The organism is Cryptosporangium japonicum (assembly GCF_039524755.1).
GTDB lineage: Bacteria > Actinomycetota > Actinomycetes > Mycobacteriales > Cryptosporangiaceae > Cryptosporangium > Cryptosporangium japonicum.
On the sequence record NZ_BAAAGX010000010.1, the window covers coordinates 1 to 11,424 of the forward strand.

At 71.6% G+C, this 11,424-nt stretch carries 11 protein-coding genes; all 11 read right to left on the reverse strand.

Annotated elements, in window-relative coordinates; genetic code table 11:
- Nucleotides 1-286 precede the first annotated feature (286 nt).
- The 11 genes from ABD437_RS12950 to eccD all read right to left on the reverse strand — a co-directional run bounded on the left by ABD437_RS12950 (nt 287) and on the right by eccD (nt 11,323).
- Nucleotides 287-1,594: a DUF6924 domain-containing protein gene (locus tag ABD437_RS12950; RefSeq protein ID WP_344649038.1), complete on the reverse strand. Its 1,308-nt coding sequence runs from the start codon at nt 1,592-1,594 to the stop codon at nt 287-289.
- Between the two features lie 39 nt (nt 1,595-1,633).
- Nucleotides 1,634-2,167 carry a sigma-70 family RNA polymerase sigma factor gene (locus ABD437_RS12955; protein WP_344649039.1) on the reverse strand — a complete coding sequence of 178 codons (534 nt, stop codon included), beginning with the start codon at nt 2,165-2,167 and terminating at the stop codon, nt 1,634-1,636.
- Between the two features lie 318 nt (nt 2,168-2,485).
- Entirely contained in the window at nt 2,486-3,619 is a 1,134-nt protein-coding gene (locus ABD437_RS12960; protein WP_344649040.1) for a hypothetical protein, read from the reverse strand.
- 42 nt (nt 3,620-3,661) lie between these two features.
- Complete coding sequence (locus tag ABD437_RS12965; RefSeq protein WP_344649041.1) at nt 3,662-3,991, reverse strand: hypothetical protein; 330 nt, start codon at nt 3,989-3,991, stop codon at nt 3,662-3,664.
- Complete coding sequence (locus ABD437_RS12970; protein WP_344649042.1) at nt 3,984-4,427, reverse strand: YbaB/EbfC family nucleoid-associated protein; 444 nt, start codon at nt 4,425-4,427, stop codon at nt 3,984-3,986. Before ABD437_RS12970 ends, ABD437_RS12965 begins: the two co-directional genes overlap by 8 nt.
- Nucleotides 4,428-4,487: 60 nt before the next feature.
- Entirely contained in the window at nt 4,488-7,319 is a 2,832-nt protein-coding gene (locus ABD437_RS12975) for a hypothetical protein (protein ID WP_344649043.1), read from the reverse strand.
- A gap of 73 nt (nt 7,320-7,392) precedes the next feature.
- Nucleotides 7,393-7,779, reverse strand: a complete 387-nt coding sequence (locus ABD437_RS12980; protein ID WP_344649044.1) for a hypothetical protein — start codon at nt 7,777-7,779, stop codon at nt 7,393-7,395.
- Between the two features lie 65 nt (nt 7,780-7,844).
- Nucleotides 7,845-8,132 (reverse strand): WXG100 family type VII secretion target, encoded by a 288-nt coding sequence (locus tag ABD437_RS12985; RefSeq protein WP_344649045.1) that lies wholly within the window; start codon nt 8,130-8,132, stop codon nt 7,845-7,847.
- An 18-nt stretch (nt 8,133-8,150) separates the two neighbouring features.
- Nucleotides 8,151-8,468 (reverse strand): WXG100 family type VII secretion target, encoded by a 318-nt coding sequence (locus tag ABD437_RS12990; RefSeq protein WP_344649046.1) that lies wholly within the window; start codon nt 8,466-8,468, stop codon nt 8,151-8,153.
- Nucleotides 8,469-8,528: 60 nt separating this feature from the next.
- Nucleotides 8,529-9,917 (reverse strand): type VII secretion protein EccB, encoded by a 1,389-nt coding sequence (gene eccB / locus ABD437_RS12995; protein ID WP_344649453.1) that lies wholly within the window; start codon nt 9,915-9,917, stop codon nt 8,529-8,531.
- A gap of 8 nt (nt 9,918-9,925) precedes the next feature.
- Nucleotides 9,926-11,323 carry a type VII secretion integral membrane protein EccD gene (gene eccD, locus ABD437_RS13000; protein WP_344649047.1) on the reverse strand — a complete coding sequence of 466 codons (1,398 nt, stop codon included), beginning with the start codon at nt 11,321-11,323 and terminating at the stop codon, nt 9,926-9,928.
- Between the last annotated feature and the right edge of the window lie 101 nt (nt 11,324-11,424).

Genomic DNA, 11,424 nt, shown 5'->3' on the forward strand with positions numbered 1-11,424 from the left:
CGGCCACTCTTCACCGGTCAACACCTGAAAGAGCTTCGCGATCTCGGGAGAGACCTGCATTCCCACGGCACACACCTCCTCTCGGTCGGCGTGTGCTACGCCGGACGGCGACTCCAGTTACTGCTTCCTCGGGCGCCCGGCGCTGGACACTCCCGCCCACACGGACGGGAGTCCAAAAAGGTTCACGGGTTCGCTCATGTTTCTCCACGACCCGTACACCGGGGGTTCACCCTCCGGACACGACAGTGGGGCCACCGAAGTGGCCCCACCGGGAACCGACGATCCGCTAGTCGCGCCAGTCGTCGAAGTCCATGTTGCCCAGCCCCAGGTTGACCGCCATCGGGCCGGCCCGGTCGGGCTCGATCCGGAACCGCGGGATCTCCTCGTCCGGGTCTTCCTCGTCGTCCGGGTCCGTGGCCGCGCCCAGGTCCACCGCCAGCAGGGTCTTCCGGTTCGCCACCGACTCCTCGTCGTAGAGGAACACGACGTCGGGCAGGTCGCCTCCGTGGTCCAGCAGGGCGGAGACGACCTCGTTCGGCCCGGCGCCGGCCCAGACCGGCGCGTCGATCACGAACAGCGTGTTCTCGTCGTCGAACTCGGACCGGCGTACCTGGTCGGCCAGGCGGTTCCAGTCGTCCTCGGAGCCGAACGCGGTCTTGACCACCAGCACGTCGAAGTCCTGGATGCCGGTCAGGTCGATCGACGCCCGTGGCCGCGGCAGGCTCGGGTAGGGGCCGAGCTCCTCGGGTCGGGCGCTGGCCCAGACGACGGTCCCGGACTCGTCGGTGAGGCGGATCCGCCCGTCGTCGGCCACGGACAGTTCGGCGGCGCGCAGGTCCTCGGGGACACCGAGGAACCGCACGGGCCGGCACTCGTCCTCCACGTTCCGGTCCCGGAGGAGGCCGTCAGTGGTCAGCTGCAGGCCGCGCAGCTGACCCAGGTAGTGGATCCAGAGCACCGGGCCGCCGACCTGCCTCAGGTACACGAAGCCCTCCCGGGTGGAGACCAGGGTGTACCGCCCGTTGTCCGAGGTGAGGGTCTGCCAGCGCAGCACCTGGCCGCGTCGCAGCCGCCGTCCGTCCGGCACCGCCGACCACGGCCCGAGACCGGGCTCCCGGTCCTCGTCGTCGTCCTCCTCGTCGTCGGAGTCCTCGTCGTAGGAGTCCTCGTCGTAGGAGTCCTCGTCGTAGGAGTCCTCGTCGTCGTAGGAGTCCGGCTCCGGCGTCTCCCAGGCCCGCTCCCCCTCGTCGGTGAGCAGCACGGCCTGGCCGCTGTTCTCCAGCACCAGGCGGCGGCCGCGCGCGTCCGCGCTCCACTCCTGCTCGCCGTCGGCGTCGATCACCTCGAGCTCGCCGTCGTTCCGCAGCCGCAGGACACCGGGCCGGGCCTCGGTGTCGGTCACGAGGTCCAGGTCGGGCGAGTCCTGGAACATCGTGCCGGAGGCCCACACCGCCTCGTCGTCGACGGTCCGGTAGATCACCAGGTTGCCGTCGTGCTGCTGGACGAGGACGTAGACGCCGTCGGGTGAACAGACGGCCCGTTCGGCCATCTGTTCGCCGGCGCGGAGGACCAGGGCGTGGTCGGTGCTGGACACGGAGACACTTCTCTCGTCGGCGGGAGAACCAGGGGAAAGCTAGGCGCCGACCGGGTCGGCGAACGCCGCGCGGAGTGCGCGCTGGCCGTAGTGCAACCGCGACTTCACGGTGCCGAGCGGAACGCCGAGCATCTCGGCGGTCTGCTTCAGCGTCGCCCCGTTGATGTATACGTTGACGAGCACGTCGCGGTGTTCGCGGGCGAGCCGCTCGAGCGCGTCCGCCACGACGACCGAGTCGACGATGACGTCGGCGTGGTCCCTGGCCACCGGTGGGCGGTGCGCGACGTCGGCGGCCTCGACGGGCCGGGCCGCTTTCGCCCGCGCCTGGTCGATGATGACGTTGCGCGCGACCGTGAGCAGCCAGCCGCGCACCGACCCCTTGCCGTTGACCACGATCTCGGGGTTGCGCCACGCCTGCACGAGCGTCTCCTGGACGACGTCCTCGGCCAGGGCGCGGTCGCCGAGCAGCAGCGTCGCGTAGCCCATGAGCGCTCTCCCGTGCTCGGCGCAGAGGAACCGGATGAGTTCCTCGTCGCCGTCCGGATCACGACGCGGAGATGCGCTTTCCCTCATGGACCGCTCCCTCTGAACGAACGGCGAAGAGGCAGAGTTCGGCACAACTCGCCCGCCGATCGGTAAATCAGGACAGTGTCCAGACTGGAGTCATACCAAAACATCTGTCAACACAAGTCACAAGAGTGACGGGAGGGCCTCAGGATGATCATTACGAGGCGCAACGACACTTTCCGGTAACAACCCGAAGATTAATCGCGATTCACGCGATCGTTACTGTTCGCGCCGCTACGGACGGAACAGCCCGGCAACGCCGTCATCCTCGCGTACGCACAATCGGTCACCGCGAATCGACGCGTTCGATTCGTCTCAACTTGATCACGACGACGCGGCCGGCTGCGGTCCGATGAGGACGGCCATCACGCGGAGCCTGCTCAGCCGGCTCAGCGGGGCCGGCGGGCCGTCCGCCGACCGGATGTGCGCGGCCAGGTCCGGCTCCGGCGCGAGCCCGTGCTCGCGCACGTAGTAGGCGACGGCGTCGGGCCAGATCCAGACGCCGTCGGAGCGGAACGTCAGCGGCACGACCGCGCCGCGGCCGGCGTCCACGACGTCGTCCATCGTGCCCGGCGTGGCCAGCACCGCGTCCGCCGCGGTGAGGTACGCCAGCAGGCGCTCGCGGTCGGCGTCGTCGGTGCGCGGGTGATCGGGGTGGAAGTACGGCCCGGTCCCCGGGTCGGCCCCGTCGAACACCCGGGCCAGCCGCGGGTCGGCGACCGGCTCGGCCGACCAGAGCAGCGCCCCGCCGGAGAGCGCTGCCTCGTGGTACGCCGACAGCTCGGTGCCGGGGCCGAACACCTCCACCCGGGGCGGCTCCTCGCCGATCTCGGCCAGCCACTGCTGGATCTCCGCGGTGAGCTCCACCAGGTCGGCGTCACCATCGGCCTCGAACAGGAACACCCGCGCCGGACGACGCGGATCGGCCACCGAGACCTCACCGCTGAACGGGTTCGGCGTCCCGGTGGGAGCGTCCGGCGCCGGTTCCGTGGACTGCGCCGCGGGGAGCGTGCGCCAGGCGCGCCAGGCCGAGCGCAGCCCCACGAGCCGGTCGCCGACCTCCTGGGCGACGCGCTCGGGCAGGCCCTCGTCGATCAGATCGTCGTCGCCCCGAGCGGCGGACGGGGCGAACCGCACCCCCGGCGGCGGGAGCAGCGCGTGCGTCTCCCGGGGGCTCATGCCGAAGCCGTGGTAGGTCAGGAACTCGCGGATCGTCCGTTCCTCGCCGGCGAGCAGCGGGAGCGCGCCGGACTCGACCGCGCCGCTCAGCAGCACCGCGAGCTCGGCTTCGTCGTCGTCGGCCAGGAACGTACGCATCAGCGCCAGCCCGTCGTCGGGCACCCGCCCGGCCAGACCGAGCAGCAGCGTGTGCAGCCGGTCCCGGTCGGAGAGGGCTCCCGCCGGGTCGACCGGCCCGGCGTCCGGACCGTCCGTCCGGACCGCCGGGGGGTTCGTCATCGGTTCACTCCGCGGAGCTCGGGTGCGGCACGGTGGGTCAGGCTAACGCTTGCCGACGTGCGACGTCGTGGTCGCGTCGTCGTCCGCGCCGCCGGTCACGTTGCCCACGTCGCCGGTGAGCAGGCCGTGCGACTCGAGCAGCGTCGCGACCTGGCCGAGGAACTGCACCCCGGCCTTCGCGCCCGGCACGTAGTTGGCCATCAGCGACTCGGTGATCTCGCCGCCCGTGCCGAGGGCGCGCGCCTGGTAGGTGTTCAACGTCGTGACGAGGTCGTGCTGGATCCGCTCGTTGATGCCGGCCAGCTTCGTGATGTCGACGCCGGCTTTCCGCAACTCCTCCGGGTCGGCCCCGAAGCTCCCTGAGTCAGCCACGCTTCTCTCCGTTCTCCTGGCCGGGGACGAGTCCGTCGTCACCGGGGAACATGGGCTGCTTCGCCTTCTCGACCGCGTCGTCGAACATCGCGTCGAAGTCGAAGCCACCGTCGGCGCTCAGGTCGGGCATGATGCCGGGCAGCAGACCGGCGAAGGCCGCGGTGGCGGCTTTGGACGCGTCGGTCTGCGCCTGGCCGACGACCTCGACGATCTTGTTCGCCAGCTCACCCGGCGCCAGGTCGCGGTAGCGGTCGCCGCGGAACTTGAGCCCGATTAGCCGGCCCTGCGCGTTGACCGTCGCCTCGATCATCTTGTCCTTCGAGGACGCGCTGGTCTCCGCGGTGGCCAGCGCGTGGCCGGCCGCCTTGATCTTGGCCTGCTGCGCGCGCAGCTCCGCGAGCGCGTTCTCGGCGTCGTACCGGAGTGGGTTGGTCATTCGCGTTCCTCCGTCGGTCGATGTTCGCCACCCGGTGCGACCGGTCGCACCGGGTGGGCCTCAGTTGCCGCCCGCGTTCCCGCCCACCGTGCGGGTGTCCCGGCGCCGGACCGGGCCGACCAGCGGCGTGTCCGCGTCACCGGAGGTGCCGGCGCCGCCGAAGTCGGCGAAGTCGTCCTCGTCGTCCACCCGGCCGATGACCGACGGGCCGACCTTGGGGTCGGTCCCCCACACCTTCTCGTCCTCCGACAGCCACGTCTGGCGCTCCCGCTCCCGGCCGCTGTTGCCGTTCAGGCCGCCGCCCATACCGCCCATTCCGCCCATCATCGGGGGGAAGAACGGCGCGCCACCGGCGCTGGCCGGGGTCGCGCTCAGCGGGGTACCGGCGCCGGCCGCACCGGCGCCGGCGGGCATGCCGACGGAGACCGGCGCACCGGTTCCGGAGCCGGACACGCCGGGCCCACCCCCGCCGACGCTGCCCGCGCCGGGCCCACCGGCGCCCGCGGGACCGCCGCCGCCGGACGCGTTCCCGCCGCCGAGCGGGATCTCGGTGCCGTCGGGCAGGGTCACCGTGCCGTCGCCGTCCACGGTCGTCCCGTCCGGGAGCGTCGCGCCCCCGTCGCCGTCGACCACCGTGCCGTCCGGGAGCGTCGTCGTGCCGTCCGGGGCCACCACGCTGCCGTCCGGGAGCGTGACCGAGCCGTCGCCGCCGACCACGGTGCCGTCGGGAAGCGTGACGCCGTCCGGGCCGACCTCGCCGACCGACCCGTCGGGGTAGGTGATCGTCCCGTCGTCGATCCTCGTGCCGTCGGAGAGGGTCACCTCGCCGTCGCCGCTGACCTCGGTGCCGTCCGGGAAGCGCGTCGTGCCGTCGTCCTCGATCCGGGTCCCGTCGGCGAGCGTCGTGCCGTCGTCGTCGACGGTGGCGCCGTCACCGAAGGTCGTGGTGTCCGGCCCGGCGAACGCCTCGCCGTCGCCGGGACCGACCGTCCCGTCGCCCGGGATCGGCCCGGCGTCCGCGGCCGCGAACGTCGTGTCGTCGGCGGCCCCGAACGTGCCGTCGTCGGCCGCGCCGAACGTCGACAGCGTCTGGTCCTGGCCGGCCGCGCCGTCGTCGGTGGTGCCGTCGGGGTAGGTGATGTTGCCGTCGGCGTCGATCGTCGTGCCGTCCGGCAGCGTCGTGGTGCCGTCCGGGTCGATCGTCGTACCGTCCGGCAGCGTCGTCGTGCTCTCGGTGGGCACCAGCGAGCCGTCCGGGAGCGTGACCGTGCCGTCGTCGATCGTCGTACCGTCCGGCCGGTGGATCTCGCCGTCGCCGTCGATGACGGTGCCGTCGGAGAGCGTCGTGCTGCCGTCCGGGTTCTTCGTGCTGGTCGTCGCGGAGTTGCCGATGCCGACCCCGCTGGTGACCGGCGGGATGAAGGCGGGCCCGGTCCCGTTGCCGGTTCCCGCGTTGCCGTCGCCCGGGTTCGGGGTCTCAAACAGGTTCTCCGGACCGTTGCCGTTGCCGCCGCCGGTCCCGTCGCCCGGACCACCGGTGGCGAACAGGTTCTCCGGGCCGTTGCCGTTGCCGCCGCCGGTCCCGTCGTTCGGGCCACCGGTGGCGAACACGGTCTCCGGCCCGCCGTTGCCGCCGCCGATGCTCCCGTTCCCCGGGCCGCCGGTGCCGTTGCCGTTCCCGGAACCGTTGCCGTTGCCGTTGCCGTCACCGAAGAGGTTCTTCAGCCAGTCCGGGGTGTTGGGACCGTTTCCGCCGGCGTTGCCGTCGCCCGGGTTCGGGCCGCCACCCGGAGGCGGGCCGCCCGGCGGGTTCTTCTCCAGGTACTTCTTCCACCAGTCGTCGTTGCCGGTGTTGCCGCCCTCGGGGCCCTTGGGCGTCGGCGCGGTGTAGGGCACCGGCGCCGGCTTCGTCGGCTCGAGCAGGGTCATGACCTGCCCGTTGAAGTTCGTGAACGCGGTGTTGAGGTTGGTGATCGAGGTGCGGACGGCCTCGGAGTCGAAGTACTTCTCCCAGACCTTGGTCCACTCGTCGCTGACCCACTGGTTCATCTGCTGCCACGGCCCGGGGGTCATCAGGTTCCCGGTGAACGTCCGGGTGCCGGTGAGTCCCCCGCTCATCGTGGCGGTGAACGCGGCGAGCTTCTGCTCGACCTCCTCGTCCGACCAGTTCTTGTCCCCGCTCGGCGACGTGCCCATCGGGGCGATCAGGCCGTTCTTCTGCAGGTAGTCGTAGGCCGTGTTGCGCGCGCTCGTCGCCAGCACCATCGGGTCGTGGTTCGCGTCGGCGTAGAACCCGGTCAGCGCCGCGGCCATCGCGTTCTGGTAGCCGATGATCGCGTTGCGCAGGTTGAACAGCAGCGTCGACGGGGTCGGGGCGGTGGTCAGCTGGTCGTACAGGTCCTTGAGGTACGCGGCGTCCTGCCCGACCAGGCCGCCGATGACGTACGCCGCCTTGCCTTTGAAGTCCTTGTTCGTCGACGTCAGCGTCTTGTGCTTGGCCTGGAAAACCAGGTGCTCCCACCCCATCCAGACCGTGAGGTAGTCGAAGGCCGCTTTGGCCCTGCTCAGCGACTTGGTGTCGACGCTTCCGCTGATCCAGTCTCCGCCGGAGATCGCGTTGACCGAGTCGAACATCTTCGTGACTTCGGTGCCGAGCTGGTCGCGCACCCCCTTGGGGTCCGGTTTGAGCACGTAGAACCAGGTGCCGGCGAACTTGTAGTAGCCGAAAGTCTCACCGGGGTCGGTGTCGGTCTTGCCGCCGGCGAAGCTGATCCACTCCGCGCCCTTCACCATGGTGCGCGCGTTGTTCTCGGCCCCACCGGTCAACGCCGCGAAGACCTGCTCGGCTTTCGCGGTCGACAAATCTCCGTAGCTGCCGCCCGACTCGGGCATTGTCACTCCTCGACGCTCGTCCTCGCGCCCCGGACCCGGATCGGGCGGCGGCTACGGTCCCGCACGGACCGTCCTACTTCTTCTTCTCCGGGCGACCGATCACGTTGGCCTCGCCCAGGTAGTTCGTGACGAAGTCCTGAGCCGAGTAGTTCGCGAGGTTGTCGGTGTCGTCGAAGACGTCACGGGCACCGGTCAACTGCACCGCGAAGTCGCCGTAGCGCGACTCCAGCGTCTTGTACTGCGCGTTGAACCCGGTGGCCAGCGCCTTCAGCTTGGTGGTCGCCGACTGCGCCAGGTCCCAGCTCGACGAGCCGGGCTTGAAGACGATCGAGTCGTCGAGCCGCGGCGAGTTCGTCTGGTCGTGCATCAGGTCCTTGACGACGGCGTCGGACGTGTTGTCGTAGAACTTGATCAACGCGTCGTAGTCGGCGGCCTTGAACGCGACCTGTGGTTCAGCCACGTCGTTGCTCCTCTCGGACGCGCCGGTGACCGGGCCGCGGCCCGGTCACCGGCGGATCGGACGGATCAGTTGAAGATGCGCGCGGCCGTGAGGTCGCCGTCGTCGTAGATGTCGGTGACCTGGTTGACGGTGGCCGCACCGACGTTCAGGTCGGTCGCCATCTCGACGTACTGGCCGTTCCACGTCGCCTGCTGGTCCTGCCAGAGCGGCTTCGCCTTACCTTCGACCTCGGCGTCGACGGTGGCCAGGACCGCGTTGAGGTCGTCCAGCGCGTTCGACAGGGTCGTGAACCGCGACTTCAGCGACTCGTACGCCTCACGCGCCGGGCCGTAGAGAACGTTGAACTCTGCCATGGTGTGTGGTCCTGTTCCTCAGATGCTGTAGCCGCTGACCGGCACCCGCGCGGTGCTGGTGGCGTCGGTGTCGGTGCTCTCACCGGTCGTGCGCACGCCGGTCACCTTCTCCTTCAGCTCCTCGAGGGCCCGGATGATGTTCTGGAAGTTGCTGGTCCAGTCCAGGAAGCCGGTCTGGAGGTTCTGACCGGAGGTCGACTGGAGGCCCTGGCGGACGATGTCCGCGTCGGCCTGGACGCCGGTGCTGGCCGCGGTGATCTTGCTGTACGCCGTCTGCTGGGCGTCGATGACCTTGGCCAGGTGGGCCGGGTCGAGCTTGAAACTCGGCTGCGTCATCGTTCACTCCTCGGATCCGTGGGGAAATGCCGAACACTGCGGACCGGCGGGCGCCGGTCGTCATCCACCCCCGTTCGTCAGCGGACGCAGAACCGGTCCCGTCGGCAGCAGTGCCAGCAGGGCCGGTTGCACACCGGTCGCCGCGGCCGGGTCGTAACCCAGTGCGGAGACGGTGTCGGCATCGGCCACCGGGTACTTCACGCCGGCTTCGGTGACCAGGAAGAACGAGACGCCGAGCGCGGCGCCGCCGGGGCTGGGGCGGACCAGCGCGCCGCTGCCGGGCATCGCCCCGATCCGGTCGGCCACCCGCCCGTCCCGGGTGACGCCGGGCGCCTCGGGGATGATCCGCCCGTCCAGCTGCGACGTCGCGACCAGCACGGCGGCGGCCTCGGTGGAGCCGGAGCCCAGCGCGACCCCGACGCAGGGCATCGACTCGTTCGTCACGGTCGGCGGCTTCGGCGGGTACATCGACGACTCGGCCGACACCTTCGCCTTCTTCGCGTCGGCGAGCGCGGCCGCGGTCAGCACCACGGCCGTCGGCGGACCGTCCGGATAGGCGCCGCGGGTGGCCGGGTCACCGAGCACCAGCGCGGCCTCGGTCTCGGTGACGGCACGCAGGCCGTCGCGGCGCACCTGGTAGAAGCGGTCGGCGCCACCCGGGGTGTGCACGACGAACAGCTGCCCGATGACGGTCGCGCGCCCGTCGAGCTCGGGGCCGGCCGAGCCCCGGCCGGGTACCGGTGCGCTGGTCAGCGCGGGGCCGGCACGCAGCGTGTTCAGCAGCGAGGAGCTGACCGGCACCGCGGCGTCGCGGTCGAACCCGAGCGCGCCGGCCACCCAGGGGGCGCCCAGCACGTAGTGGCGGTCCCGCCAGAGGAGGTGGTCCTCGTCGCCGACGCGCACCAGCACGCCGCGGTCGGCGGCCACCGGGGTCACGTCGGACCCCAGGTCGGCGCCGGCGCCCAGGCGCAGCGTCACCATGTCGCCGGCGCCGCACACCATCCACACGTTCGCGTCCAGCGACGACGCGGACGGCAGCGCGTCCGGTGCGCCGACGATGCCGACCGGCAGCCCGTGCAGGTAGTCCGCGAGCGTCTTCTTGCGCACCGACTCGACCTGGTAGTCCGCGCCGAGCAGGAGCCGCGCCGACGCCTCGTTGAGCACCGGGCGCAGCTCGCCGTCGGCCAGCAGGTACCGGGTCCCGGTCTCCTTCTCCAGCACGAGCGCGCCACCGGAGCGCCACTTCTGCGCCTTGCCGGAGTTCGCGACGAACCCGAACGCGGCGAACCCGAGCGCGAGCAGGACCGCGAGGGCGATGCCGATCGAGAGCCCGACGGAGGTGCGGCGCAGCGGCGGTTCGGCGGCGTCCGGCTCGGCCATCACCAGCGCGGACACCAGCCGGTTCGACATGAACCGGTGCGCCTGGACCTGGTCGCTGCGGGAGTGCATGGTCACGGTCAGCCGCCGAGACCGCGGAGGTAGGTGTAGACGCCGAGCAGGCCGAACGCCAGCGGGACCACGGACACGGCCAAGAGCGTGTGAAGGATCTCGCCCGCGCGGCCCCACTGCGGGGCGAACCGTCGGCCCGGCACCGTGATCGCCGCGACCACGACGAGCGTTCCCAGCACCGCGGCCACCCCCGGAGCGACGAGCCGGCCCAGCTCGCCGCTGCCGGCCACGACGGCCACCGCGAGCGCGAGCAGGCCGGACGACCCGGCGAGCGCGCCGGCCAGGCGCTGCCGCGCCGAGCGCAGCACCCGCGTGTGCAGCAGCAACAGCACCGCGGCCACCGGGACGAGCGCCCACGGGTACCAGCCGACGCCGTCGAGCAGCAGCGTGACCAGCGCGGCGGCGCAGACCGCCCCGATCGCCGAGTAGAGCGCGGTCATGATGCGGTCGGCCCGGATCGTCTTCTCGATCACCTCGCGGGCCGGCTCCGGGTCCAGGCCCTCCTGGAACTCCTCGGTGGTGCGGGGCAGCTCGGGCATCTTCATCCCCGAGCCGCGGAACGCGATCCGCGGCACGAACGCTCCGAGCAGCAGCGCGAGCACCAGGGTGACCGCGGCGCCACCCGCTCCGCCGGACGGGAGCAGGAGCGCCGCACCGGCACCGAGCCCGACCAGGCCGCCGGCGACCGCGGTCGCGACGAACGCCGGCCGGGAGACCCCGCCGGCCACCGCGGTGAGCAGCGCGACCAGCACGACGGTCGTCGCCGCGGCGAGCGTCTGGGCCGGGCCGACGAGGGACCCGTCGGCGATCGCGGGCAGCAGCAGGCCGCCCAGCCCGCCGTACGCGACGGCGCCGATCCCGAGCAGGCGCGCGACCTGGGCGTCACCGGCCGCCCGCGCCGCCGCCGCGACACCACCGATGAGGACCAGCGCGGTGGCGCCGGCGACGATCGCGCGGATCAGCTCCGGACCGGGGAGGACCAGCGCGAACAGTCCGGCGGCCAGGGTCGGGAGGATCAGCGCGAGCAGCATGCGCCGGGTGTGTTCCGGGCGCCAGCGTTCGGTGCGGTCCCGGATGCCGACGGCGACGCCGTCCACCAGGTCGTCGAAGTCGACCGGGGCCAGTGCGTCGTCGCGGGGGCGCAGGCAGAGGATGTCGCCGTCGCGCAGGCCGAGCGCGGCGGTGCCGAGGTCCTCGTCGAGCGGCTCTTCGCCGAGGCGCTGCAGCACCCACCCGCCGTGGGCGAGGCCGGAGACGGCCAGGTTCGCGTCCAGGTGCCCGAGGACCGTCGGCAACAGGTCGACGAGTGCGATGTGGACGGGTACCGCCAGCTCGATCTGGGTGTCCGGACCGACGACGGTCAGCCTGCACATTTCACCGGTGAGCGCACCGGCAGAGCCTGACATGGGTTCCACACGGACGAGTCGCCGAAAAGGTTCACAAGAATTCGTACGAGTTGCTGTGATCCTTTTGGGCCCGGAATCCGTGTGGGTGCGTCCGGTCGTTA

Excerpts from the sequence above, each read along its gene's own strand:
- ABD437_RS12970 (WP_344649042.1), bottom strand. The coding sequence starts at position 4,427 with ATGACCAACCCACTCCGGTACGACGCCGAGAACGCGCTCGCGGAGCTG.
- eccB (WP_344649453.1), bottom strand. The coding sequence starts at position 9,917 with ATGCACTCCCGCAGCGACCAGGTCCAGGCGCACCGGTTCATGTCGAAC.
- ABD437_RS12985 (WP_344649045.1), bottom strand. The coding sequence starts at position 8,132 with ATGGCAGAGTTCAACGTTCTCTACGGCCCGGCGCGTGAGGCGTACGAG.
- eccD (WP_344649047.1), bottom strand. The coding sequence starts at position 11,323 with ATGTCAGGCTCTGCCGGTGCGCTCACCGGTGAAATGTGCAGGCTGACC.
- ABD437_RS12960 (WP_344649040.1), bottom strand. The coding sequence starts at position 3,619 with ATGACGAACCCCCCGGCGGTCCGGACGGACGGTCCGGACGCCGGGCCG.
- ABD437_RS12975 (WP_344649043.1), bottom strand. The coding sequence starts at position 7,319 with ATGCCCGAGTCGGGCGGCAGCTACGGAGATTTGTCGACCGCGAAAGCC.
- ABD437_RS12990 (WP_344649046.1), bottom strand. The coding sequence starts at position 8,468 with ATGACGCAGCCGAGTTTCAAGCTCGACCCGGCCCACCTGGCCAAGGTC.
- ABD437_RS12955 (WP_344649039.1), bottom strand. The coding sequence starts at position 2,167 with ATGAGGGAAAGCGCATCTCCGCGTCGTGATCCGGACGGCGACGAGGAA.